Annotated in this window: 22 protein-coding genes; 16 read left to right on the top strand and 6 right to left on the bottom strand. The window is 59.3% G+C overall.

The annotated features are described in order from the left end of the window. Positions 1 to 294 precede the first annotated feature (294 nt). Genes BMS17_RS13700 through BMS17_RS13680 form a run of 5 tightly spaced genes read left to right on the top strand, consistent with a single transcriptional unit; the run spans position 295 to position 5641 of the window. A complete protein-coding gene (locus BMS17_RS13700; RefSeq protein WP_046029708.1) occupies positions 295 to 1650 on the top strand; it encodes a pitrilysin family protein in 1356 nt (451 codons plus the stop codon). After that, the gene (locus BMS17_RS13695) at positions 1643 to 3133 is read left to right on the top strand and encodes a pitrilysin family protein (RefSeq protein ID WP_077431100.1); all 1491 of its coding nucleotides are present in this window, start codon (positions 1643 to 1645) and stop codon (positions 3131 to 3133) included. The genes BMS17_RS13700 and BMS17_RS13695 overlap by 8 nt, the downstream gene beginning before the upstream one ends. Beyond that, entirely contained in the window at positions 3133 to 3744 is a 612-nt protein-coding gene (gene rsmD / locus BMS17_RS13690; RefSeq protein ID WP_046029702.1) for a 16S rRNA (guanine(966)-N(2))-methyltransferase RsmD, read from the top strand. The genes BMS17_RS13695 and rsmD overlap by 1 nt, the downstream gene beginning before the upstream one ends. A gap of 55 nt (positions 3745 to 3799) precedes the next feature. After that, positions 3800 to 4798, top strand: coding sequence for a hydrolase (locus BMS17_RS13685; protein ID WP_046029700.1), 999 nt, complete (start codon positions 3800 to 3802; stop codon positions 4796 to 4798). A 3-nt stretch (positions 4799 to 4801) separates the two neighbouring features. Next, entirely contained in the window at positions 4802 to 5641 is an 840-nt protein-coding gene (locus BMS17_RS13680; protein WP_046029698.1) for an AraC family transcriptional regulator, read from the top strand. 47 nt (positions 5642 to 5688) lie between these two features. Here the strand turns inward: BMS17_RS13680 and BMS17_RS13675 are convergent, their stop codons facing one another. Then, positions 5689 to 6543 carry a sulfurtransferase gene (locus BMS17_RS13675; RefSeq protein ID WP_046029695.1) on the bottom strand — a complete coding sequence of 285 codons (855 nt, stop codon included), beginning with the start codon at positions 6541 to 6543 and terminating at the stop codon, positions 5689 to 5691. A 35-nt stretch (positions 6544 to 6578) separates the two neighbouring features. Then, positions 6579 to 7247: a TetR/AcrR family transcriptional regulator gene (locus tag BMS17_RS13670; protein ID WP_046029693.1), complete on the bottom strand. Its 669-nt coding sequence runs from the start codon at positions 7245 to 7247 to the stop codon at positions 6579 to 6581. A 165-nt stretch (positions 7248 to 7412) separates the two neighbouring features. Between BMS17_RS13670 and BMS17_RS13665 the strand changes: the two genes are divergently transcribed. The 6 genes from BMS17_RS13665 (at position 7413) to BMS17_RS13640 (ending at position 12982) form a co-directional block, all read left to right on the top strand. Next, the gene (locus tag BMS17_RS13665; protein WP_046029692.1) at positions 7413 to 8843 is read left to right on the top strand and encodes a coniferyl aldehyde dehydrogenase; all 1431 of its coding nucleotides are present in this window, start codon (positions 7413 to 7415) and stop codon (positions 8841 to 8843) included. Between the two features lie 28 nt (positions 8844 to 8871). Next, on the top strand, positions 8872 to 9417 hold the full coding sequence (locus tag BMS17_RS13660) for a hypothetical protein (protein ID WP_046029691.1): 546 nt from the start codon (positions 8872 to 8874) through the stop codon (positions 9415 to 9417). A gap of 184 nt (positions 9418 to 9601) precedes the next feature. Next, the gene (locus BMS17_RS13655; protein WP_077431099.1) at positions 9602 to 11197 is read left to right on the top strand and encodes a GMC family oxidoreductase; all 1596 of its coding nucleotides are present in this window, start codon (positions 9602 to 9604) and stop codon (positions 11195 to 11197) included. Positions 11198 to 11312: 115 nt separating this feature from the next. Further along, positions 11313 to 11792, top strand: a complete 480-nt coding sequence (gene coaD / locus BMS17_RS13650) for a pantetheine-phosphate adenylyltransferase (protein WP_007945531.1) — start codon at positions 11313 to 11315, stop codon at positions 11790 to 11792. Positions 11793 to 11894: 102 nt separating this feature from the next. Continuing rightward, entirely contained in the window at positions 11895 to 12146 is a 252-nt protein-coding gene (locus BMS17_RS13645) for a YfhL family 4Fe-4S dicluster ferredoxin (RefSeq protein WP_007945532.1), read from the top strand. A gap of 143 nt (positions 12147 to 12289) precedes the next feature. Continuing rightward, on the top strand, positions 12290 to 12982 hold the full coding sequence (locus tag BMS17_RS13640; protein WP_256577177.1) for an IS110 family transposase: 693 nt from the start codon (positions 12290 to 12292) through the stop codon (positions 12980 to 12982). Positions 12983 to 13250: 268 nt separating this feature from the next. Here the strand turns inward: BMS17_RS13640 and BMS17_RS13635 are convergent, their stop codons facing one another. From BMS17_RS13635 to BMS17_RS13625, 3 genes are read right to left on the bottom strand one after another with little or no spacing between them, the layout of a single operon-like run. Beyond that, positions 13251 to 13574, bottom strand: coding sequence for a hypothetical protein (locus BMS17_RS13635; protein ID WP_046032339.1), 324 nt, complete (start codon positions 13572 to 13574; stop codon positions 13251 to 13253). 54 nt (positions 13575 to 13628) lie between these two features. Further along, on the bottom strand, positions 13629 to 14441 hold the full coding sequence (mutM, locus tag BMS17_RS13630) for a bifunctional DNA-formamidopyrimidine glycosylase/DNA-(apurinic or apyrimidinic site) lyase (protein WP_046032338.1): 813 nt from the start codon (positions 14439 to 14441) through the stop codon (positions 13629 to 13631). Positions 14442 to 14469: 28 nt separating this feature from the next. Beyond that, positions 14470 to 15285: an HDOD domain-containing protein gene (locus BMS17_RS13625; RefSeq protein ID WP_175649028.1), complete on the bottom strand. Its 816-nt coding sequence runs from the start codon at positions 15283 to 15285 to the stop codon at positions 14470 to 14472. A 230-nt stretch (positions 15286 to 15515) separates the two neighbouring features. On the opposite strand from BMS17_RS13625, the gene BMS17_RS13620 reads away from it, so the two are divergent. The 5 genes from BMS17_RS13620 (at position 15516) to ilvD (ending at position 22494) form a co-directional block, all read left to right on the top strand. After that, positions 15516 to 16712 carry a class I SAM-dependent rRNA methyltransferase gene (locus BMS17_RS13620; RefSeq protein ID WP_007945535.1) on the top strand — a complete coding sequence of 399 codons (1197 nt, stop codon included), beginning with the start codon at positions 15516 to 15518 and terminating at the stop codon, positions 16710 to 16712. Between the two features lie 424 nt (positions 16713 to 17136). After that, complete coding sequence (locus BMS17_RS13615) at positions 17137 to 18216, top strand: SagB family peptide dehydrogenase (protein WP_046032336.1); 1080 nt, start codon at positions 17137 to 17139, stop codon at positions 18214 to 18216. Further along, positions 18213 to 19190, top strand: coding sequence for a diiron oxygenase (locus BMS17_RS13610; RefSeq protein ID WP_077431098.1), 978 nt, complete (start codon positions 18213 to 18215; stop codon positions 19188 to 19190). Before BMS17_RS13615 ends, BMS17_RS13610 begins: the two co-directional genes overlap by 4 nt. Next, a complete protein-coding gene (locus BMS17_RS13605) occupies positions 19183 to 20394 on the top strand; it encodes an MFS transporter (protein ID WP_077431097.1) in 1212 nt (403 codons plus the stop codon). The genes BMS17_RS13610 and BMS17_RS13605 overlap by 8 nt, the downstream gene beginning before the upstream one ends. A gap of 258 nt (positions 20395 to 20652) precedes the next feature. Beyond that, the gene (ilvD, locus tag BMS17_RS13600) at positions 20653 to 22494 is read left to right on the top strand and encodes a dihydroxy-acid dehydratase (RefSeq protein ID WP_046032333.1); all 1842 of its coding nucleotides are present in this window, start codon (positions 20653 to 20655) and stop codon (positions 22492 to 22494) included. Between the two features lie 95 nt (positions 22495 to 22589). On the opposite strand, the gene BMS17_RS13595 is transcribed toward ilvD, so the two are convergent. Continuing rightward, complete coding sequence (locus BMS17_RS13595) at positions 22590 to 23645, bottom strand: phosphorylcholine phosphatase (RefSeq protein WP_046032332.1); 1056 nt, start codon at positions 23643 to 23645, stop codon at positions 22590 to 22592. Positions 23646 to 23765: the final 120 nt, after the last annotated feature.

Raw genomic sequence — 23765 nt, 5'->3', positions numbered from 1 at the left:
AAATATTCGATGCAGAACAGACTGCGATTGACCCAGCTTGTTCACGCGCAACATTTTGTCGGGGTGCAAATCGCACCCCAAAGGTCGACTAATTCGAAGGACTGGAACGGCATCGTCGGCGAAAACGCAGAGTTTAGCTGACAAACTCAACGCTCGAGCCGAAAACCCAAACAACCTGCAGACCGATCAAAGGCCTGATAGGCGTGGCCGCCAGTAAAACGGACCGTTATCCTAGCACCCTCTCGCCCGCTGACGCTAAGACCAAGCGGGCAGCCCAACAGGTTTAAAAAACGAATGAATGCTCTAGCCCGCCGCGCTGCAGGCCTGCTGCTCAGCACAGTTTGTCTGCCACTGTCAGCCTTGGCTGCCGATCCACAACCCACCCACGAATTCACGCTCGACAACGGTCTGAAAGTGATCGTGCGCGAGGACCATCGCGCGCCGGTGGTGGTTTCCCAGATCTGGTACAAGGTCGGTTCCAGCTACGAAACACCGGGCCAGACCGGTCTGTCCCATGCCCTCGAACACATGATGTTCAAAGGCAGCGAGAAAGTCGGCCCCGGCGAAGCTTCGTTGATCCTGCGCGACCTGGGCGCCGAAGAGAACGCGTTCACCAGCGACGATTTCACCGCGTACTACCAAGTGTTGGCCCGCGACCGCCTGGGCGTAGCCTTTGAACTGGAAGCGGACCGCATGGCCAGCCTGCGCCTGCCGTCTGACGAGTTCGCCCGGGAAATCGAAGTCATTAAAGAAGAACGTCGCCTGCGTACCGACGACAAGCCCATGTCCAAAGCCTACGAGCGCTTCAAGGCCATGGCTTACCCCGCCAGCGGTTACCACACGCCGACCATCGGCTGGATGGCTGACCTGGATCGCATGAAAGTCGAAGAACTGCGCCACTGGTACCAGTCCTGGTACGCCCCGAACAACGCCACGCTGGTGGTCGTCGGTGACGTGACTCCAGACGAGGTCAAAGCCCTGGCCCAGCGCTACTTTGGCCCGATCGCCAAGCGCGACGTACCGCCGGCGAAAATCCCGCTGGAACTGGCCGAGCCGGGTGAACGCCTGATCACCCTGCATGTGCAAACCCAACTGCCGAGCCTGATGCTGGGCTTCAACGTACCGAGCATCGCCACCGCCGAAGACAAGCGTTCGGTGAACGCCTTGCGCCTGATCGCGGCCCTGCTCGATGGCGGCTACAGCGGCCGCATCCCGACCCAACTGGAACGCGGCGAAGAGCTGGTGTCCGGCGGCTCGTCGAGTTACGACGCCTACACGCGCGGCGACAGCCTGTTCACCTTGTCGGCCAGCCCTAATTCACAGAAAAAGAAAACCATCGCCCAGGCCGAAGCCGGTCTGTGGAAACTGCTCGAACAGCTGAAAACCACTGCGCCGTCCGCTGAAGAGCTGGAGCGCGTGCGGGCTCAGGTGATTGCCGGCCTGGTCTACGAACGTGATTCGATCACCAGCCAGGCCACGTCCATCGGTCAACTGGAAACCGTCGGCCTGTCATGGAAGTTGATGGACACCGAACTGGCCGACCTGGAAAGCGTAACGCCAGAAGACATCCAGAAAGCCGCCAAGCTGTATTTCACCCGCGAACGTCTCAGCGTCGCCCATGTCCTGCCACTGGAGACGACTCATGAGTGAGCGTAAAAAACCACGCCTGGCCCTGATCGGCCTGATCGCTGTCACCCTGATCGGCTCCGCGGCCTTCTACCTGAGCAGAAGCGGCGACTCCAAGGCCAGCGAAGCCCTGGACAAAGCCAAGTCCAGCCAGAAGTTGCAATCGCTGACTGAACTCGATGGCAAGGCACCGAGCCACCGCTCACTCGACGTCCAGACCTGGAACACCGCCGAAGGCGCCAAGGTGTTGTTCGTCGAAGCCCGCGAGCTGCCGATGTTCGACTTGCGCCTGATCTTCGCCGCCGGCAGCAGCCAGGACGGCAATGCACCGGGCCTGGCCCTGCTGACCAACGCGATGCTCAACGAAGGGGTAGCCGGGAAAGATGTCGGCGCCATTGCGCAAGGCTTCGAAGGCCTGGGGGCGGACTTTGGCAACGGGGCGTTCAAAGACATGGCACTCGCGTCCTTGCGCAGCCTCAGTGCCAAGGACAAGCGCGAACCGGCACTGAAGCTGTTCGCTGAAGTGGTCGGCAAACCCACCTTCCCCGCCGGTTCCTTCGCACGCATCAAGAATCAGATGCTGGCCGGCTTCGAGTATCAGAAACAAAACCCCGGCAAACTGGCGAGTCTGGAGCTGATGAACCGCTTGTACGGTGATCATCCTTACGCGCACGCCAGTGACGGCACGGCGAAAACCGTTCCCGCCATCACGCAGGCTCAGCTGAAGGCGTTCCATGAGAAAGCCTACGCAGCGGGCAACGTGGTGATTGCGCTGGTGGGCGACCTGTCTCGCGCCGAGGCCGAAGCGATTGCCGCGCAAGTCTCCAGCGCGCTGCCAAAAGGCCCGGCACTGGCGAAAATCGCGCAGCCCGAAGAACCCAAAGCCAGCATTGGTCACATCGAGTTCCCGTCCAAGCAAACCAACCTGATGCTCGCGCAACTGGGCATCGACCGTGACGACCCGGACTACGCCGCTCTGTCGTTAGGCAACCAGATCCTTGGCGGCGGTGGTTTCGGCACCCGACTGATGAGCGAAGTCCGCGAGAAGCGTGGCCTGGCCTACGGCGTGTACTCGGGTTTCACCCCGATGCAGGCGCGCGGCCCGTTCATGATCAACCTGCAAACTCGCGCCGAGATGAGCGAAGGCACGCTGAAGCTGGTACAAGACGTGCTGGCCGACTACCTTAAAACCGGCCCGACCCAGAAAGAACTCGATGACGCCAAGCGAGAACTGGCCGGCAGCTTTCCGCTGTCCACCGCCAGCAACGCCGATATCGTCGGCCAGTTGGGCGCCATGGGGTTCTACAACCTGCCGCTCAGTTATCTGAATGATTTCATGCGTCAGTCCCAGAGCCTGACCATCGAACAGGTCAAGACTGCACTGAACAAACACCTGAGCACGGACAAAATGGTCATCGTCAGCGCTGGCCCGACCGTGCCACAAAAGCCGTTACCGGCCCCATCTGATAAACCTGCCGAGCAACCGCTCGGGGTTCCGGAGCATTAATGGCCACGCGTCCAAAAAAACCTGTTCATAACGTCCATAACGGCGTGAACCAACTGCGCATCATCGGGGGCGAATGGGGCAGCCGCAAACTGAGCTTCCCGGATGCCCCAGGCCTGCGTCCGACCCCGGACCGGGTGCGTGAAACCCTGTTCAACTGGCTCGCGCCTTATGTCCCGGGCGCCAAGGTGCTGGACCCGTTCGCCGGCAGCGGCGCACTGTTTCTAGAAGCCCTGTCCCGTGGCGCGGCCATGGGCCAGGCGCTGGACGCCAGCAACATTGCGGTTTCCAGCATCAAGGAACACTTGGGCACACTGCGCTGCACCACCGGCCACGTTCAGACTGCCGATGCCCTGCGCTATCTGGAAACCCAGACAGCGACTGCGTACGACCTGGTCTTCCTCGACCCGCCGTTCAACCAGGACCTGCTGCCTTCCGTTTGCACGCTGCTGGAAGAGCGTCAGTGGTTGGCCAACGAAGCCTGGATCTACACTGAAAGCGAAAACGCGCCGTCGTCCCTCGGTTTGCCAGGCAACTGGCGCCTGCACCGTGAACAGAAATCCGGGCGGGTCTACTACGCGTTGTGGCAACGTATGGCAGAGATCGCCGGTTAATCGACCGGCCTGAAAAGGTGCGCACACGTTGCGCACCGCTGCATCGAGAGTGATCGTGTCCCATCCGCCAGAACGCTTTACCCCCGCCTTGGGCCTGGGCAACCCGCACTTGCAAACCTTGTGGGGACCGCTTTGGCGCAAAACCACGCATATTGAACGCGAGCGCGAGCGCTTGTGGCTCGAAGACGGCGACTTCCTCGACCTCGACTGGCACGGCCCTCACAGCGCGACATCGCCCTTGGTGCTGGTGTTGCACGGCCTGACGGGCTCATCGAACTCACCGTATGTGGCCGGCGTGCAAAAGGCCCTTGCCACCCAAGGCTGGGCCAGTGTCGCGCTGAACTGGCGTGGCTGTTCCGGCGAGCCGAATCTGTTGGCGCGCAGCTACCATTCGGGTGCCAGTGAAGACCTCGCCGAAACCATCAGGCACCTGCGGGCCAAACGTCCATTGGCGCCGCTGTACGCGGTCGGCTACTCCCTGGGCGGTAATGTCCTGCTTAAACATTTGGGCGAGTCCGGCAGTGACAGCGGCGTGGTCGGCGCAGTGGCGGTCTCGGTGCCGTTCCGTCTCGACCAATGTGCAGATCGCATCGGCCAGGGCTTTTCCAAGGTTTATCAGGCGCACTTCATGCGCGAAATGCTCGCCTACATCAAAAACAAACAGCGCCAGTTCCAGCATGACGGGCGCGAGGATGGCCTGGCGGCGCTGGCCGCGTTGGGTTCGCTGGAGAACATGCGCACCTTCTGGGATTTCGATGGCCGGGTCACGGCGCCCTTGAACGGGTATATCGATGCCGAGGATTACTATCGCCGCGCCTCGAGCCGCTATTTCCTTGGGGAAATTCGCACACCGACCCTGATTATTCAGGCGGCCGACGATCCCTTTGTTTTCCCCCACAGCCTGCCCCACGCCGACGAACTGTCGGCCTGCACACTGCTCGAATTACAGGCCAAGGGCGGGCATGTTGGTTTCGTGGATGGTTCGTTCAGACAACCGGGTTATTACCTGGAACGGCGCATCCCGCAGTGGCTGGCCGCCGTGGGGCGCGAATAGGTCATGGACGCCGATCAGGGCGAGTCGATCCGCTTCTGGCAAACCGCGCCGCTGGCCGGGGTCGAGTTGTTGTCCGCGCGCTACATTGAGCACCGCTTCGCACCCCATGTGCATGAGGGTTATGTGATCGGCATGATCATGGCCGGCGCCCAGCGTTATCGCTATCGCGGAGCCGAACACCTGGCCGGCAGTGGCACGCTGGTATTGATCAACCCGGATGAACTGCACACCGGCCACAAAGGCACGGAGGATGGCTGGTTGTACCGGGCGTTTTATCCGGACAGTAGCCAGTTACTTTCGTTGCTGGCGGAGCTGGAATTGCCGACCCACCACTTGCCGGCATTCGGCGCCACGCTGTATCGCGACCCGGACCTGGTGAAGGGTTTCTGCCAGCTGCATTGTCTGCTGGAAAGTCCATCCACGGCCCTGCAACAGCAAACCGTCTGGCGAGAAATGATGCTGTTATTGCTGCAACGACACGCGGCCGTGCCGATTGCCGGCAAACCCGGCAATGAGCATCGAGCGGTGACGCGGGCCAAGGATTTGCTGCATTCGCAGTTGGCGGCACCACCGTCACTGGAGGAATTGGCGGCGGCGGTGAACCTTTCACCGTTTCACTTTGCCCGGGTGTTCCGCCGAGCCACCGGCATGCCGCCGCACACCTGGCTGATGCAACAACGCATCGCCCGGGCCAGGGCACTGTTACAAAACGGGTGTTTGCCGCTGGAAGTGGCCACGCAATTGGGATTTGCCGACCAGAGTCATCTGAGCCGGCAGTTCAAGCAGGTTTATGGGGTGGGGCCGGGGGCGTATCGCAGTGCCCGGGAGTCGCTCAGAAAATGAGCATTACTTAGGAGTGAGCCTGCTCACTCCACAGGGTAAGGCTGCGTTTATTCGCCGGTAGCAATGCCCCGCGCAGGATCGTTGATCCACTCGCTCCACGATCCGGCATACAACGTCCCCAACGGATAACCCGCCAGGCACAGCGCAAACAGGTTGTGGCACGCCGTTACGCCTGAACCGCAGTACGCCACCAGATCGTTCGGCGAGCGATCGGCAAGTTTTGCGGCAAAACGCTGCTTGAGCTGATCCGCCGGCAGGAATCGCCCATCGGCGCCAAGGTTGTCGGTAAAGGCTGCACATTGCGCACCCGGAATATGCCCGGCAATCGGATCGATAGGCTCAACTTCGCCTTTGAAACGCGGCAAGCCACGGGCATCCAGCAAGGTCAGCGCAGGCTGGCCGAGACGTTGCAGAAGTTGTTGCGCATTCAGGGTCAACGCGTTGTCCGGCACACCGGTGAAGGTGCCCCGCTTGCTCTCGCACGCATCCAGGCTCAGCGGCAACCCCGCCGCGTGCCAGGCCTTGAGCCCGCCATCCAGAATGAACACGCCATCACGCTTGCCCAGCCATGCCAGCAACCACCAGGCCCGTGCCGCGTAGGCACCCGGACCGTCATCATACAAAACCACTTCGCTGTCAGCGTTGATGCCCCAGGCTTGCAGGCGTTCGATCAAGTCTTCAGGTTTGGGCAAGGGATGGCGCCCGGTGACCCCCTTGACCACAACACCACTCAAATCACGTTCCAGATCGGCAAAGCTCGACCCGGCGATGTGCCCTTCGGCGTAGCTACGCTGGCCATAGTCCGGGTCTTCGAGGGCAAAACGACAATCCAGAATCACCAGCCCCGACTGCTCCTTTTTCAGGTCCAGTGCTTGCGGGCTGATCAGTTGCGCAATGGGCATAACGGGCTCCAGTGATTAAGTCGAATTGAGTCCTACTACACTTCTTCCAGTGCCTGGGCCAACGGCACATAAAACTCTTCGCAGAGTGCATTGACCGCGTCGCGGGATTGATCCGTGACAAACCCGGCCTCAAGCACCAGCACCTGATACACACCCCGTTTGATGGCCTGCTCGCTCAGGTGGTTGGAATTCTCCCGCGTGGTGCACAGGAACCGCACCCAGGACGTCAGGATGATCCACGCATTGAGCGTCAGGGACTCAATCTGAACCTTGTCCATTTGCAGGATGCCGGCCTCGACGAAGGCCGCGTAGATGTGCGTGCCATGAATCAGGCAGCGCTGGGAAAACCGTCGGTACCGGGCCGCCAGTTCGGGATCGCTGTCGAGCAAGTGCTCGAGGTCGCGATGCAAAAACCGGTAGCGCCACATGGCCGCCAGCAGCTCCTGAAGGTAGAAGCGCTTGTCCTCGACCGTAGACGCGCGACCCTGAGGGGGGCGCAGGAAGCTGTCCACCAGGCTTTCGTACTCACTGAACAACACGGCGATGATCGCCTGCTTGTTGGGGAAGTGGTAGTACAGGTTGCCCGGTGAAATTTCCATGTGGGCGGCAATGTGGTTGGTGCTGATGCTGCGCTCACCCTGCTGATTGAACAGCTCCAGGCTGTTCTGCACGATGCGCTCGCTGGTTTTGATCCGAGGGGCCATGGCTTGAGCTTTAATTCAGAGTGCGATGACGGGCATCTTACGACCTATCCGCAAGCGGATGAAACAACCCCGCGCAAGATGTCATTTGACTTTATAGAGCATAGACTCTAAAAAGTGCCTCACTACAATAAAAAGTGCCTCACTACAATAAATCCGGAGCCGATCATGACTGCTGACATCGCCTACCTCCAGAGCTCGAATCAGCCTCTGGAAGAAATGCAGGCACTGTTCGACGCGCAACGCGCAGCTTACGCCGCCAACCCGATGCCGCCGGCCGCCCAGCGCCAGCAATGGCTGAAGGCCCTGCGCGATCTGTTGAGCAGCGAACGTCAGGCCTTGATCGAGGCCATCAGCCAGGATTTCAGCCACCGCAGCGCTGACGAAACCCTGCTCGCTGAACTGATGCCCAGCCTTCACGGCATCCATTACGCCAGCCAGCACCTCAAGGGCTGGATGAAGGCCTCGCGACGTAAAGTGGGCATCGCTTTCCAGCCGGCGGCGGCCAAAGTGGTGTACCAACCGCTGGGCGTGGTGGGTGTGATCGTGCCCTGGAACTACCCGTTGTACCTGGCCATCGGTCCATTGGTAGGCGCGCTGTCGGCCGGTAACCGAGTGATGCTCAAACTCAGCGAATCAACCCCCGCCACCGGTGCACTGCTCAAGGAACTGTTCGCCCGGATCTTCCCTCAGGACCTGGTCTGCGTGGTGCTGGGCGAAGCCGATGTCGGCGTCGCATTCTCCCGCCTGCGTTTCGATCACCTGCTGTTCACCGGTGCCACCAGCATCGGCAAACACGTGATGCGTGCGGCGGCCGAGAACCTCACCCCGGTCACCTTGGAACTCGGCGGCAAGTCCCCGGCCATCGTGTCCCACGACGTGCCCCTCAAAGACGCCGCCGAACGCATCGCCTTCGGCAAAACCCTGAACGCCGGGCAAACCTGCGTGGCCCCGGACTACGTACTGGTGCCGGAAGACCGCGTGGGCGGGTTTGTCGAAGCCTATCGCCAGGTGGTTCGCGGTTTTTATCCGACACTGGCTGACAACCCGGACTACACCGCCATCATCAACGAGCGGCAACTGGCGCGCCTCAACGGCTACGTCAGCGATGCCACCAGCAAAGGTGCGCTGCTGATCCCGCTGTTCGATCAAGGTCAGGGCCGTCGCATGAGCCACAGCCTGCTGCTCAATGTCACCGACGACATGACGGTGATGCAGGACGAAATCTTCGGCCCGCTGCTGCCGATCGTGCCGTACAAGCATCTGGACGAGGCGTTTGCCTACATCAACCAACGCCCTCGCCCACTGGCTCTGTACTACTTCGGCTACGACAAGCGTGAACAAAACCGTGTGCTCCACGAAACCCATTCCGGCGGGGTTTGCCTCAATGACACCCTGCTCCATGTCGCCCAAGACGACATGCCGTTTGGCGGTATCGGCGCTTCGGGCATGGGCCATTACCACGGCCACGAAGGCTTCCTGACCTTCAGTAAGGCCAAAGGTGTACTGATCAAGCAGCGGTTCAACGCAGCAAAACTGATCTACCCGCCGTACGGAAAGTCCATTCAAAAACTGATCCAGAAACTGTTCATCCGCTAACGATCGCCACCACCGGGTAAAAACAATAATGAGCCCAAGCCTGACCGATACACCCGCGCTGTCACGGCGCGGCCTGCTGAAATTCAGCCTCGGCGCCACCGCCTTTCTCGCCACCGCCGGACTGGGTGCGAGCCTCACCGGCTGCTCGTCGAGTGTTGCGGCGAACGGCTTCGTGATCCTGCGCAGCGGCGACCTGCTGTTTTTGCGCGCACTGATCCCGGTGATGCTCGAGGGCAGCGTCGCCGCCGGAAAGATGCCGGCATCGGTCGACGAGACCTTGCACTGCCTGGATAACGCCTTGAATCACCTGTCGCCGGAAATGCTCAAGCTGACCCAGCAATTGTTCGATGTGCTGGGAATGACGGTGACGCGCGGCCCGCTGACCGGCATCTGGGGCAGCTGGGAAAACGCCAGCAGCGAAGAGATCCGGCATTTTCTTGATCGCTGGGAAAACAGCTCGTTGAGCTTGTTGCGCATGGGGCATAGCTCATTGCTGCAACTGGTGATGATGGCGTGGTACAGCCGGGCGGAGTCGTGGGTGCATTGCGGATATCCCGGGCCGCCTACCGTTTGAGATCGAGGCGCCCCCATCGTCGGAATGCCGCCCAGACCAAGCCCGGCTCCCACAGGGGTTTGAGTCGTTCATAAAAGGGTGGCCCACCTCAAATCCTGTGGGAGCCGGGCTTGGTCTGGGCGGCATTCCGACGATGGCGCCAGTCGCCTCACCACCAAAAACAAAATAAAAAGAGAACTTGAAGATGCCTGTACCCGATCCGTTCCGAGAAGGCCTGTCCCGTGGCTGGAAAACCTACAATGGCTCGCAACTGACCCAAGACCTGACCCTCGAAGCGGACGTGGCGATCATCGGCAGCGGTGCCGGCGGCGGTACCACGGCTGAAATCCTCAGTGCAGCCGGTTACAAAGTGCTGCTGATCGAAGAAGGCCCGCTCAAGACCAGCAGCGACTTCAAGATGCTCGAAGACCAGGCCTACACCAGCCTCTATCAGGAAGGCATCGGGCGCATGAGCAAGGATGGCGCGATCACGATCCTCCAGGGCCGGGCCGTGGGCGGCACCACGCTGATCAACTGGACGTCGAGCTTTCGCACGCCGACCCCGACGCTCGAACACTGGGCCAAGGAGCACGATGTCAAAGGCCACTCCCCCGCCGAAATGGCGCCGTGGTTCGAGAAAATGGAACAACGTCTCGGTGTCGCGCCGTGGAGGGTGCCGCCCAACGCCAACAACGACGTGATCCGCAAAGGCTGTGAAAAGCTCGGCTACAGCTGGCACGTCATTCCGCGCAACGTGCGTGGCTGCTGGAACCTGGGCTATTGCGGCATGGGCTGCCCGACCAACGCCAAGCAATCGATGCTGGTCACGACCATTCCCGCCACGCTGGAAAAAGGTGGCGAGCTGTTGTACCTGGCCCGCGCGCAACAGCTGTCGATCAAGGATGGCAAAGTCACCGGCTTGCAATGCGTAGCGATGGATGACCGTTGCGTTGCGCCGACCGGACGCACGATCACGGTCAAGGCGCGGCATTACGTATTGGCCGGCGGCGGCATCAACAGCCCGGCGCTGCTCCTGCGTTCCGACGCGCCCGATCCCCATAAACGCCTGGGCAAACGAACGTTTTTGCATTTGGTGAACATGTCCGCTGCCTTGTTCGACGAGGTGGTCAACCCGTTCTACGGCGCGCCCCAGTCGATCTATTCCGACCATTTCCAATGGCAGGACGGCACCACCGGCAAGATGTCCTACAAACTTGAAGTCCCGCCACTGCACCCGGCACTGGCGACGACCCTGCTCGGTGGTTTCGGCACGGAAAACGCCCAGCACATGGAGCACCTGCCCCATACCCATGCGATGCTGGCGCTGTTGCGCGACGGTTTTCATCCAGAGAGCACCGGCGGTAGCGTCGAGCTGCGCGGCGACAATACGCCGGTGCTCGACTATCAGGTCTCGCCCTATGCCTGGGAGGGCCTGCGCCGAGCCTTTCACAGCATGGCCGAGATCCAGTTTGCCGGCGGCGCCAGTGCGGTCATGCCCATGCACGCCGACGCTCGCTACGTGAAAACCCTGGCTGAAGCACGCACGCTGATCGATGGCTTGAGTCTTGAGCTGTATCGCACACGCCTGGGCAGTGCCCATGTGATGGGCGGTTGCGCGATGGGCGAAGACCCGAAAAACGCCGTGACCGACAGCCTTGGCCGTCATCATCAGCTGAGCAATCTGTCGATCCATGATGGCTCACTGTTTCCCACCAGCATTGGTGCGAACCCGCAATTGTCGGTCTATGGGCTGACAGCGCAATTGGCCACTTCGCTGGCCGAACGTTTGAAAAACCCATAAGAATGGAGAATATTCGTATCGTCTATAGTGCTTTCTTACCCAACAGGCGACTTGGCCGACCGGGAAGGCTGCGATACCATCCGACTCCCCAACGGACTCCCGCCAGGACGACGCGATGAACCGAGTGTTGTACCCAGGTACCTTCGACCCTATTACCAAGGGCCATGGCGACTTGGTCGAACGCGCCGCGCGCCTGTTCGATCATGTCATCATTGCCGTCGCCGCCAGCCCGAAGAAAAACCCGTTGTTTCCTCTGGAGCAACGTGTGGAGCTGGCCCGCGAGGTCACAAAACACCTGCCGAACGTTGAAGTCGTCGGCTTCTCGACGCTGCTCGCGCACTTCGCCAAAGAGAAGAACGCCAACGTGTTCCTGCGTGGCTTGCGCGCGGTGTCGGACTTTGAATACGAATTCCAGCTGGCCAACATGAACCGTCAACTGGCGCCGGATGTAGAAAGCCTGTTTCTTACACCGTCCGAGCGTTATTCGTTCATTTCCTCGACGCTGGTCCGTGAAATCGCAGCGCTTGGCGGCGATATCACCAAGTTCGTCCACCCTGCGGTGGCGGATGCCCTCACCGAGCGCTTCAAGAAGTAACGACCGCTGAATCGGCGCCTGCGTGCACTGCGGGCGCCAATGCGGCACAATTGTGCGCATTGGTTTATTGCGCCCGGGCCTGTCGCCCTGGCTGGAGTTAGCATGTCCCTGATCATCACCGACGATTGCATCAACTGCGACGTCTGCGAACCCGAGTGCCCGAACGCCGCTATTTCCCAAGGCGAAGAGATCTACGTGATCGACCCGAACCTGTGCACACAGTGCGTCGGCCACTACGACGAACCTCAGTGCCAGCAAGTGTGCCCGGTGGATTGCATTCCGCTGGACGAAGCGCATCCGGAGACTGAAGACGAGTTGATGGAGAAGTACCGGAAGATTACTGGCAAGGCTTGAGATTTTTTCTGCCTGCCATGCCGCCATCGCGAGCAAGCTCGGCTCCTACAGATTCACGCGATCAACTAATGAAATGGCTACCCCCGCTGCCCCCTGTGATCGCCCACTAAGCTTTCACAGGGGGCTCATCGGAGATCATTGCCATGAACAACGTAGCTATTGCCGCCATCGACCTCGGAAAACACTCCTTTCATCTGCATGCCCAAGATGATCGCGGCCACGAGGTTCACCGCAAAAAGTTTACGCGGGCAGCGCTCACCCAATATCTGGCGAAACTGGAACCCTGCACCGTCGTGATGGAAGCCTGTGGCGGCGCCCACTTCATGGCACAGGAGGTCGCCAAGCTGGGGCATACGCCCAAGCTTATTGCGCCACATCTGGTACGCCCTTACGTGAAAAGCAACAAGAACGACTTCGCTGATGCCGAAGCGATCTGCGAGGCGGCGTCTCGCCCCACAATGCGCTTCGTGCCCCCCAAAACCCAGGCTCAGCAGGCGCTGGCGATGCTCAACTCCACCCGCGATGCCTTCATCAAAGACCGTACCGCCACCGTCAATCGGATTCATGCAGCCCTGCTGGAGGTGGGTATCAGCCTGGCTCCCGGCTTCAAATCCATCAAAGAACTTCCAGCGTTGCTTGAGATGAGTTCATTTTCCGGCTCCATCAAAAAAATTCTGATGGGGCTGCATGAGCACTTCAACTATCTGGATGGGAAGGTCAAAGCGCTGGACAAGGAGGTGGAATGCCGGGCCGCTGAAGATGATCTGGCGGCTCGTTTGATGACCATGCCGTGTGTCGGCCCGATCACACCTGGTTTTGCGATGCTGGATAACTGATGACGTGAACGGCCAACCGGCCTGACGACAACCCTGAGCTCCTACACGGCTGTAAGGCCGTTCAACTAATTAGGGTCGTTGGGCATCGATTCTCATCGAGGCGCGGGGTGACAGCCCCACTCAGACGCCGGATAGATGAAAGCAAGCCAAACACGACATCAAAAACAGTATTGCAGAAAAGGGGGTAACCATAGATGTAGGAGCCGAGCTTGCTCCGGGCGGCGTTCCGACGATGAGGCCATCAGCCACACGGAAAAACCCACAGCCTTCATTCCTGCTGCTCAAACCCCTCCCCGATACACCCCAGGCAGCGCACGAACGCGGCTTTCGCCGGATCAACGACCAACGCCTGTCCCGCATCGCCCACCCCGCCACCCAGCGCGGTAAACGGCAAAGACACCACAAACACGCCCGCACCGATCACCGTCGCGACGACCAACAAAGGTCGGGCAATCAGCAAATCACCGATCATGGCGTACGCCGGAGGATTGTGGATGGTGTAGAGCGGATCGCCACTGCCACTGCTGGACGCCAGCGCGGAGGTACCCACGCCCAGCAGCAAAACAACGGCAAGGGTTCGAAAAAGACTCATGGCACGGTCCTTATGCAAGGCAGTGAGAACACTGACTATAGACCGTGGGGTTTTTCAGCTCTGACAGCGTGGGCAAAAGACGCTGGCGCGCTGGCCTAGCTTCACATCCCGCAGTTCTGTGCCGCAAACCTTGCAGGGCTCATGGCCTCGACCGTACACAAACAGTTCCTGCTGGAAGTAACCCGGCTGACCGTCACCCCCGATAAAGTCGCGCAGGGTGGTGCCACCACGCTCGATGGCCGCGGCGAGGATGCGTTTGATCTCGATCGCCAGTTTCAAATATCGCGCCCGGGAGATGCTTTTGGCTTCGCGGCGCGGATCGATGCCGGCGGCGAACAGCGCTTCAGTCGCGTAGATATTGCCGACACCTACCACCACTGCGTTATCCATGATGAACGGCTTGACCGCCATGGATCGCCCGCGCGACTGCTGGAACAGGCGTTCACCGTCGAACAGGTCGGTCAACGGCTCCGGCCCCAGGCGAATCAACAATTCGTGGTTAAGCGGGTCGAGGCTCCAGAGCATTGCGCCAAACCGGCGCGGGTCGGTGTAACGCAGCGCCAGCCCGGACTCCAGCTCGATATCCACATGCTCGTGCTTGGCCGCCGGCAGTCCGGCTTCCACCAAGCGTAAATTCCCCGACATGCCCAAATGGCTGATCAGTGTGCCGACTTCGGCATTGATCAGCAGGTACTTGGCACGCCGTTCCACCAGCACGATGCGCTGCCCGGACAAGCGCACATCGAGGTCTTCGGGAATCGGCCAGCGCAAACGCCGGTCACGCACGATCACCCGGCAGACCCGCTGGCCTTCCAGGTACGGCGCAATCCCGCGGCGGGTGGTTTCGACTTCTGGCAGTTCAGGCATGGCGCACTCGAATCAGGGTATCCAACACTCAGCGGTGAGTGCCAAGGTCGCGAATCGTTTGCTTGAGCGTCTCGAAGTCGTAGTCCGAGAGGCCGACATAGTCGAGCACCAGATGCCCGATGCTGTTCCATTCGTGGTCTTCGGTCTGGTTGCCCAACACCCGGTAGGACGCACAAATGTGCTCGGCCATCTTCAGGATCGCCAGCAGGTTCTTGAGCTGGGCATTGCGCGACGACTCATCGCTGAAGATCGCCAACGCGTTGTGGTGATTGGCGATAGCGGCGGTCACATGGTCCGGCAGACGCCAGGACTTGGCAGTGTAGTAGCCGACCACGGCGTGGTTGGTGTTGAACACCCGGTTCTCGGTGTCCACCACTCGGCACTCAGGGCCGGCATTGGCGTAAGCCTGTTCGAGCACGGTCATGTACTCAGGGAAACGCTGAAGCATCAACGGCACGCCACAATCGTGGAACAACCCCAGGGCATACGCTTCATCGCCGGCCTGCGCACCAATGCGCTTGGCCAGCGTCAGGCAGGTCATCGCCACGTCTTGAGCCGTGTCCCAGAAACGGTTCAAGGTAACGATGGTGTCGTCATTCATCTCACCCTTGATCGACTGCGCGTTGATCAGGTTGATGATTGAACGACTGCCCAGCAGGTTCACCGCACGCTGGATCGAGGTGATCTTGTTGCTCAAGCCGTAATACGGCGAGTTGACGATCTTCAGCAAGGCGCCAGAGAGGCCGGGGTCCTGGGAGATCAGCTTCGCAATCACCTCCAGATCCGGATCGGGCATGTACTGCTCCATCTGCAAATCCACCATGATTTGCGGCTGTGCGGGCACGCTGATGCCTTGCAGGGACTGTTGGATCTGTTCGGTAGTCAGCTCTTGGGACATAAGTACACACTCTGGGCCAGGCGCAGATTCTAGCTTCTAAAAGTTGGATCCGACACCTTGGACGGTCCATCTGTTGAAGTTTCATCTTCAGCCGCGACCTTCACCGCATGTCCATCCGCCAAACCGTGGCCTTGCGCAACACGCTATACTCCCGCTCTTTTTTCCGGAGCGACGTCATGTCCCTGCCTAGCCTGCGCCTCAAAGCCAACGCCGACCGTCGCCTGCGCAACGGCCACTTGTGGGTCTACAGCAACGAAATCGATGTAGCCGCCACGCCTTTGCACGGTTTCAAGGCCGGCGATCAGGCGATCCTCGAAGCAGCCGGCGGCAAGCCGCTGGGCATCGTGGCCATGAGCCCGAACAACCTGATCTGCGCCCGTCTGCTGTCGCGTGACATCAAGTTGCCGCTGGACAAGTCGTTGCTCGTTCACCGTATCAACGTCGCCCTGTCGCTGCGCGATCGTCTGTTTGACAAGCCGTTCTATCGCCTCGTCTACGGTGATTCCGACCTGCTGCCGGGTCTGGTGGTCGACCGTTTTGGCGACATCCTCGTGGTGCAGATCGCCTCGGCGACCATGGAAGCTCATAAAGAAGACGTGATCGCCGCGTTGACCCAAGTGCTCAAGCCAAGCGGCATTCTGTTCAAGAACGACTCCGCTGCCCGTGATGCCGAAGGCCTCAACCGCTACGTCGAAACCGTGTTCGGTCTGGTGCCGGAGTGGGTGGCGCTGGAAGAAAACGGCGTGAAATTCGAAGCGCCGGTCATGCAAGGCCAGAAAACCGGCTGGTTCTACGACCACCGCATGAACCGCGCTCGCCTGGCCCCGTATGCCAAAGGCAAACGCGTGCTGGACCTCTACAGCTACATCGGCGGATGGGGCGTGCAAGCGGCCGCGTTCGGCGCCAGTGAAGTGTTCTGCGTCGATGCGTCAGCCTTCGCCCTCGACGGCGTCGAGCGCAACGCCGCGCTGAACGGTTTCGCCGACAAAATGACCTGCATTGAAGGCGACGTGTTCGAAGCCCTGAAAGAGTTGAAAGCCAGCGAAGAGCGTTTCGACGTGATCGTGGCCGACCCTCCGGCATTCATCAAGCGCAAGAAAGACATGAAAAATGGCGAAGGCGCCTATCGTCGCCTGAACGAGCAAGCCATGCGCCTGCTCAGCAAGGACGGCATCCTGGTGAGCGCTTCGTGCTCGATGCACCTGCCCGAAGACGACCTGCAAAACATCCTGCTGACCAGCGCCCGCCACCTGGACCGCAACATCCAGCTGCTGGAGCGTGGCGCTCAGGGTCCGGACCACCCGGTTCACCCGGCCATCGCCGAAACCCGCTACATCAAAAGCATCACCTGCCGCCTGCTGCCAAACAGCTGATAAGGCCGGTTTGACGGGGAACCACTCGGTTCCCCGTTCTATTATTCGATATTCAAACTTACAACTTCCTACACTTGCAATCCGTGCGACTTGCAGGACGTTTCTCCGCATTTTTTATTTCAGAGAATACGCCTTACAAAATCCCGCCTTACCCGCGACTGATCTGACAAAACTACTAGAACCTTCCTACTCAATCTCCCCTTGATAAGGACTCATTAACAACTATGATTAAGTTGTCACACAGAAGTGACACTCACTATCAATGACAAGGAATTCAAAACATGAAAGCAATTACTCTGGAAGCTAACAGCATCGCCAATCTGTCTTTTCTGGTTGCCCCAAAAAACCGCTAAGTAAATGAAGCGCTGGGGAGTGCCGGCTACCCAGCGTTCTTTATGAAAAACTCCAGAGCAAAACGCCTATCATGCAGATAAACCCTCATCTCTTCATACTCCCGCGCACGCCCGGACAAATAGTTTGGGACTACAAAAACCACAAACAATACGAACTGGATCTTGAGCATTCAACCCGACTTGCAGAACTTATCAGCAATCCGGGCAAATTCAATAGCAGCAACAGAATAGACACACAACTTCTTGACGCAGGAATACTTACACTTTCAACACCCGCCATTATTGAATGGGGCTGGGATGAACTGTCGAAAATATTCCATATCGGCACCAAGAACATTCCCTGCAAACATACTCCACAAAATATTCATGAATGGTCCAGAGAGTATCTGGACCATTGCAGCGAAGTGTTGGCCACACCGGCTCCCGACAACAGGCTTGTCGAACGTCTGGCAGGCGAACTGATTGAGCTGCCGAAACCTTCATGCCTGCCGGAAGGCTCTCTGGCAAACACCCTGATCGATCGGAAAACCTGCCGTACCTTCACCGGGGATGCCCTCTCACTTGAGGTGGTCAGCACGCTGCTATACCTGTCCCTGGGCTACCTGCGAGAACGTGAAGATACCATCGATGAAAACTGTGTCGAAGGGCTGGGCGCCCGACGTACCAGTCCATCCGGGGGTGGGCTCAACGCCTGCGAAGGTTTCCTGCTGGTACAGAATGTCATTGGCCTGAATCCCGGGCTCTATGCCTACCTTCCAACCGGACATGCGCTGAGATTCGTCAATCCACTGCCCGGCCGACCGTTGGGGCAATTGCTGTGCGGGCAACACTTCATTAATAACCTGCCAGTGGGTCTGTTCATCACCAGTCGGTTCGACAAGTTGTGGTGGAAATATGAACACTCGCGTGCCTATCGAATGGCCTACGTTGAAGCCGGGCATATTTCCCAGACCTTCCAGCTGGTGGCCACCTCGCTGGGCCTGAACACTTGGCTGACCGGAGCGCTGACGGACGATCAGGTTGAAACACTGCTGGGACTCAATGACAACCCCGAACAGCCCTTGTTTTTTGTCGGTTGTGGCAAGAGCGACGGGGAGGCGCTGTGCAAGGAATTGAAAGCGCTGCTGAGCCGTCAGGACTCGCCATCATGACCGACTCGCGCCATGAACAGGCAACACTTCCCACCGGCTGGGCTGATCGCTTCACCCTCGGCGACTGGGATAACCGCGCCGCAGTTCGAACCAGTAAGCACACCTATTTATTGCCGCCGGAGATTGAGCAGCAACTGCAAACCCGGCATTGGTTCCCGCCGGCCTTCCTGTCTTATTTGAATCACCCGTCCGTCAAAACCGCAGGGCGGGCGATCACTCATCGATTATCGGCCAATCATCTGGTGTACTTCCTCGACTACACCACCCTGCTCGAACACCGCATCGTCAATCGATCTGTCGAAACCATCGTCCATGACGACCTCGGTGTGTGCATTCCCCGGCGGATGAAAAACGCCGCATTGCAGCTCTACACCGACGAGGGGTATCACGCCCTCGTTTCCAATAGCCTCGCCGAACAGATTGCCGCGTTCTACGGCATGTTCGATCGGCCCGTCATGCCGCAGCGAATCATCCGACTGCAGGCCCTGCTCGAGCGCACACCGGACAGGCACAAATCACTGGCCTGGTTCCTCGCCGGCTTCGTCTCCGAGACGATCATCGCCAAGGATCTGCTCGACATCTGTCGCGACGCCTTGGTGGATGGCGTTCAGGAAATGCTCAGGGATCACCTTGCCGACGAGGCACGACACAGTCGCTATTTCTGCGAAGTTTTCCATTATCTGTGGCTGCACTTGAACAGCGCGCAACGGATGTTCTGCGCGAGTCTGCTGCCGGAGCTCATTCGGGTTTTCTTTGAAGTCGATGAGCGTTGGCTGAAGTTGAGCCTTCGCTTTGTCGGCCTCAGCGAGACAGCCTGCCTGGAAATCATCGAAGGGCTGTCCGACGCGCAAGCCACTCTGCAACGTGTCCGCTCGGGGGCCAGCGCCACCCTGGGCGCCTTGGAAAAAGCCGGGTTCTTCGATCTGCCTTGCAATCGGAAACTCTTTACCCGCGCCGGGCTTCTTGATGAATAAAGGAAACGATGCGGCCAGCGTCAAGAAACGTCGGGCCACCGTCACGCTGTTGATGACCATGACGCTGCTGGGTGTCTTCCCCCTCGACGTCGTGCTCCCGTCCTTCCCCCATCTGGCTGATTACTTTCAGACCTCACCGTCCGGAATTTCCCTGTCTGTCAGCGTGTTTGCCATCAGTCTGGCACTGTCTGTGATGCTGGTCGGGCCAATATCGGATGTGTGGGGACGCAAGACGCTGCTGCTGGGAGGCATGGCTGTCGCGGCTATTGGAGCGGTTGGCTGCGTGTTCGCCAGCGACTACCGCTGGTTCCTGGGATTTCGCATGGTTCAGGCAATGGGTTGCGGGGCATTTTCATTGTCGCAGGCACTGATTCAGGATCTGTTCGTCGGTCGTGAACGGGAGCGCATCAGGATCTGGATGGTGACAGGGGGCGGAGTGTTCATTTCAGTTTCGCCCCTGTTGGGGACCTGGCTGCAATCGTGCCTTGGCTGGCAAGGCAGTTTCTATGTATTCATTGCTCTGTCGAGTGTTGCCGGGTACGGCGCCTATTGGCTACTCAAGGACACTCCACCAGTGCGCAAGCCATCCCACACAGGGTTTTTCAATGCTTATTGGCGCTTGTGCTCGGATGGACGTTTCATGGGGTACTGGTTGATTTCGGCGCTCGCCTTCGCCTGCCATTTTTCGTTCATCGTTTCTTCGCCCATCATTTTCATGGAACGCCTGGCGCTCTCACCGTATGAGTTCGCCTGTGCGTTGCTGCTGTATGGCGTCGCGTACGTATTGGGCGGGGTATTAGCCAGCGTGCTGCATCGATACCTGCAAGCCAACACCCAGATCATTATCGGCCTGGGCCTGATCGCCGTGTCAGGCGCAATCATGCTGTGGCTGACTCGCCACTTCGGTCTTTCAGCGGCGACGGTGTTGATTTCGATGCTGGTTTGCACCGTCGGCACCACCATCGCCAGGCCAATCGCCAATTCCAAAGCGATGAGTCTTCACCCAGAGAATGCCGGGGCCTCCACTTCGGTCGGGGCCATGCTGATTTTCATGTTCGGCGGCGTCATCAGCTCGGTGATCAACCTGACGCCCGAAAACCTGACCACGGCTCTGGCCCTTGGCTTCCTGGCACTGAGCGTTACAGGGCTTGGGGTGAACGCAGTCATCAACTACAAGACGCAACAGGCACTCAATACCGGGTGATACGTGCCAGTCGTCATCTCGCCCGCTCCGTCAGCACGGGATCAACGCTTGCCGGCATTCCCTCCTGACGCCAGCCGTGTAGAATCGCGACATTCATCGCCAGTCATCCCCCGGCGGGTTTATGAGCTCAAGCTGAAGCGCGCGGCGATCCCGCAAAGTTATCGGCAACTTCCGGACACACGGCCATTTCTGAGTGTTCCAGACGTCAATAGAAGCTCACTTCCCTTTTGATACCTGATTAGCCGCCCGGAGTGCTTCATGCCTGATTACCGCTCGAAAACATCCACCCATGGCCGCAACATGGCCGGTGCCCGCGCATTGTGGCGCGCCACGGGGATGAAAGATGACGACTTCAAAAAGCCGATCATCGCCATTGCAAACTCCTTCACCCAGTTCGTACCTGGTCATGTCCACCTCAAGGACCTGGGTCAACTGGTCGCCCGCGAAATCGAACGCGCTGGCGGTGTCGCCAAAGAATTCAACACCATCGCTGTCGATGACGGCATCGCCATGGGTCATGACGGCATGCTGTATTCGCTGCCGAGCCGCGAGATCATCGCCGACTCCGTCGAGTACATGGTCAACGCCCACTGCGCCGACGCCATCGTCTGCATTTCCAACTGCGACAAGATCACCCCTGGCATGTTGATGGCCTCTCTGCGCCTGAACATCCCGGTGATCTTCGTTTCCGGCGGCCCGATGGAAGCCGGCAAGACCAAACTGGCCAGCCACGGTCTCGACCTCGTCGATGCCATGGTGATCGCCGCCGACTCCAGCGCTTCTGACGAGAAAGTCGCTGAGTACGAGCGCAGCGCCTGCCCGACGTGCGGTTCGTGCTCCGGCATGTTCACCGCCAACTCGATGAACTGCCTGGTCGAAGCCCTGGGTCTGGCATTGCCGGGCAACGGTTCGACCCTGGCCACCCACAGCGACCGCGAGCAGTTGTTCCTGCAAGCCGGTCGCACCATCGTCGAGTTGTGCAAGCGTTACTACGGCGAGAACGACGAATCGGTCTTGCCGCGCAACATTGCCAACTTCAAGGCGTTCGAAAACGCCATGACGCTGGACATCGCCATGGGCGGCTCCACCAACACCATCCTGCACTTGCTGGCCGCGGCCCAGGAAGCCGAGATCGATTTCGACCTGCGCGACATCGACCGTCTGTCCCGTCACGTTCCGCAACTGTGCAAGGTCGCGCCGAACATCCAGAAGTACCACATGGAAGACGTGCACCGTGCCGGCGGGATCTTCAGCATCCTTGGCTCGCTGGCCCGTGGCGGTTTGCTGCACACCGACCTGCCGACCGTGCACAGCAAGACCCTGGCTGAAGGTATTGCCAAGTGGGACATCACCCAGACCAACGATGAAGCGGTGCATCACTTCTTCAAGGCCGGCCCGGCAGGTATTCCGACGCAAACCGCGTTCAGCCAGTCGACCCGCTGGGAAACCCTGGATGACGACCGTGAAAACGGCTGTATCCGTAGCGTTGAACACGCTTACTCGAAAGAAGGCGGCCTGGCCGTCCTGTACGGCAACATCGCGCTCGATGGCTGTGTGGTGAAAACCGCAGGCGTCGACGAATCGATCCACGTCTTCGAAGGCAACGCGAAGATCTTCGAAAGCCAGGACAGCGCCGTGCGCGGCATCCTCGCTGACGAAGTGAAGGCCGGCGACATCGTGATCATTCGTTACGAAGGCCCGAAAGGCGGCCCAGGCATGCAGGAAATGCTTTACCCGACGTCCTACCTGAAATCCAAAGGTCTGGGCAAAGCCTGCGCCCTGCTCACCGACGGTCGCTTCTCTGGCGGCACTTCGGGCCTGTCCATCGGCCACGCTTCGCCAGAAGCCGCTGCTGGCGGCGCGATTGGTCTGGTGCAGGACGGCGACAAGGTGCTGATCGACATTCCGAACCGTTCGATCAACCTGTTGGTCAGCGACGAAGAACTGGCCGGGCGCCGTGCCGAGCAGGATCAAAAAGGCTGGAAGCCTGTGGAAAAACGTCCACGCAAGGTCACCACCGCCCTGAAAGCCTACGCCCTGCTGGCGACCAGCGCCGACAAGGGTGCCGTGCGTAACAAGGCGATGCTCGACGGTCTGTAAACGTCAGTCGTAGAAATAAAAATGCCCCGCCAAGTGCGGGGCATTTTTTTGTCTGACCGATTTAATGGTTGAACATAACGGCCCCATCGTCGGTGTTATTGAATTTCCTCAGGCTTGACGATCACCCAGTTCTTGTCCGCCGTAACTTCCAGTCCTTCCTTGGCCTGGGCCGCAGCGTTTGTGGCCATCATGCCGTTAATCTGGGTCATGTATTTGTCTTTGCGGTTGACCCACAAGTGGATGCCGCCCTTTTTCACGTCGACGCTATGGAACAGCATGTAACCGTCACTGCTCGGGGTGTCGCCGCCGACCAGCACCGGCTTTTTCCACTGATCGATGTAGGTCAGGATCGCGGCTTGCTTGCCGGCCATCCAGGTTGCCGGGGTCCACAGGTATGGGGTCAGTTCAAGACCAAGGTTAGCCTTCTCGTCGTATTTGCCCGCGGTGATCTGTTTGCGCGCAGTGGTCAACTCGCCGGACTTGGGGTCCTTGAGCAGAAGGCTCACGCCGATCACGTTCTGCGGTTTGACGTTGTAGCCGTACTTCGGATCGGAAGCGACCATGCGCACCAGTTCTTCAGAGGCGGCGGTCATTACGTAGACCTCGATGCCGTTCTCCATCAGCTTGTTGTACAGCTCTTTCTGACCAGTGAAGATTTTCGGCGGGTTGACGTCGAGATTCTTGACCACGTCGCCTTCGTAATAAGTCGCCGGCACCGGTTTGCCGGACGCCATCATCTCGTCGACATAGCCTTTGAGTTCTTTGAGGGTAAAGCCGGAGAACACTTGGGCGACCCATGGATAGCAGACCATGTCGTCGACTTCGCAGAGGCGATAGTAGTAACTGAACAGGCTTTCCTTGTGATCGGCAGTGTCTTTGAAGGGCATCAGTTTCAGGGAGGGGTCGAGTTTCTCGCGGGTGATCAGGCCCTTGTTCTCCATGTACGGCAGCAACGACTCTTCCAGATCGTAGCGGTAACTGGTGTTGTCCATGTCGAACACCGCGTAGTTACCTTTGTTGGCGTTGGCGGCAATCATTGCGTCCAGCGCCTTGGCCTGATCGGCAGGCCAGTGTTTCAAATCGGTCGCGAAAACCTGGCCGGCAAGGCCCAGGCAAATTGCTGCAGCCAGTATTTTTGGTATGAATTTCATCGACGACTCTCCCTGAATGTGAAAGACATCGACGCTAACAAATAAGTGTGACAGTCCTCGTCTGTCAGCGACCGCTACCGTACCCATCGCGCCAACTGCATCCCTGACAGCGACACCGGC

Origin of the sequence: Pseudomonas sp. C9 (genome assembly GCF_002000165.1) — a bacterium.
Taxonomy (GTDB): domain Bacteria; phylum Pseudomonadota; class Gammaproteobacteria; order Pseudomonadales; family Pseudomonadaceae; genus Aquipseudomonas.
Note: the sequence above shows the minus strand (reverse complement) of the source record. Positions and strands in the feature narration are given on the sequence as shown.

Bases quoted from the DNA above. Each gene is read 5' to 3' on its own strand.
- BMS17_RS13700 (WP_046029708.1), top strand. From the start codon at position 295: ATGAATGCTCTAGCCCGCCGCGCTGCAGGCCTGCTGCTCAGCACAGTT.
- BMS17_RS13695 (WP_077431100.1), top strand. From the start codon at position 1,643: ATGAGTGAGCGTAAAAAACCACGCCTGGCCCTGATCGGCCTGATCGCT.
- rsmD (WP_046029702.1), top strand. From the start codon at position 3,133: ATGGCCACGCGTCCAAAAAAACCTGTTCATAACGTCCATAACGGCGTG.
- BMS17_RS13680 (WP_046029698.1), top strand. From the start codon at position 4,802: ATGGACGCCGATCAGGGCGAGTCGATCCGCTTCTGGCAAACCGCGCCG.
- BMS17_RS13675 (WP_046029695.1), bottom strand. From the start codon at position 6,543: ATGCCCATTGCGCAACTGATCAGCCCGCAAGCACTGGACCTGAAAAAG.
- BMS17_RS13670 (WP_046029693.1), bottom strand. From the start codon at position 7,247: ATGGCCCCTCGGATCAAAACCAGCGAGCGCATCGTGCAGAACAGCCTG.
- BMS17_RS13665 (WP_046029692.1), top strand. From the start codon at position 7,413: ATGACTGCTGACATCGCCTACCTCCAGAGCTCGAATCAGCCTCTGGAA.
- BMS17_RS13660 (WP_046029691.1), top strand. From the start codon at position 8,872: ATGAGCCCAAGCCTGACCGATACACCCGCGCTGTCACGGCGCGGCCTG.
- BMS17_RS13655 (WP_077431099.1), top strand. From the start codon at position 9,602: ATGCCTGTACCCGATCCGTTCCGAGAAGGCCTGTCCCGTGGCTGGAAA.
- coaD (WP_007945531.1), top strand. From the start codon at position 11,313: ATGAACCGAGTGTTGTACCCAGGTACCTTCGACCCTATTACCAAGGGC.
- BMS17_RS13645 (WP_007945532.1), top strand. From the start codon at position 11,895: ATGTCCCTGATCATCACCGACGATTGCATCAACTGCGACGTCTGCGAA.
- BMS17_RS13640 (WP_256577177.1), top strand. From the start codon at position 12,290: ATGAACAACGTAGCTATTGCCGCCATCGACCTCGGAAAACACTCCTTT.
- BMS17_RS13635 (WP_046032339.1), bottom strand. From the start codon at position 13,574: ATGAGTCTTTTTCGAACCCTTGCCGTTGTTTTGCTGCTGGGCGTGGGT.
- mutM (WP_046032338.1), bottom strand. From the start codon at position 14,441: ATGCCTGAACTGCCAGAAGTCGAAACCACCCGCCGCGGGATTGCGCCG.
- BMS17_RS13620 (WP_007945535.1), top strand. From the start codon at position 15,516: ATGTCCCTGCCTAGCCTGCGCCTCAAAGCCAACGCCGACCGTCGCCTG.
- BMS17_RS13615 (WP_046032336.1), top strand. From the start codon at position 17,137: ATGCAGATAAACCCTCATCTCTTCATACTCCCGCGCACGCCCGGACAA.
- BMS17_RS13610 (WP_077431098.1), top strand. From the start codon at position 18,213: ATGACCGACTCGCGCCATGAACAGGCAACACTTCCCACCGGCTGGGCT.
- BMS17_RS13605 (WP_077431097.1), top strand. From the start codon at position 19,183: ATGAATAAAGGAAACGATGCGGCCAGCGTCAAGAAACGTCGGGCCACC.
- ilvD (WP_046032333.1), top strand. From the start codon at position 20,653: ATGCCTGATTACCGCTCGAAAACATCCACCCATGGCCGCAACATGGCC.
- BMS17_RS13595 (WP_046032332.1), bottom strand. From the start codon at position 23,645: ATGAAATTCATACCAAAAATACTGGCTGCAGCAATTTGCCTGGGCCTT.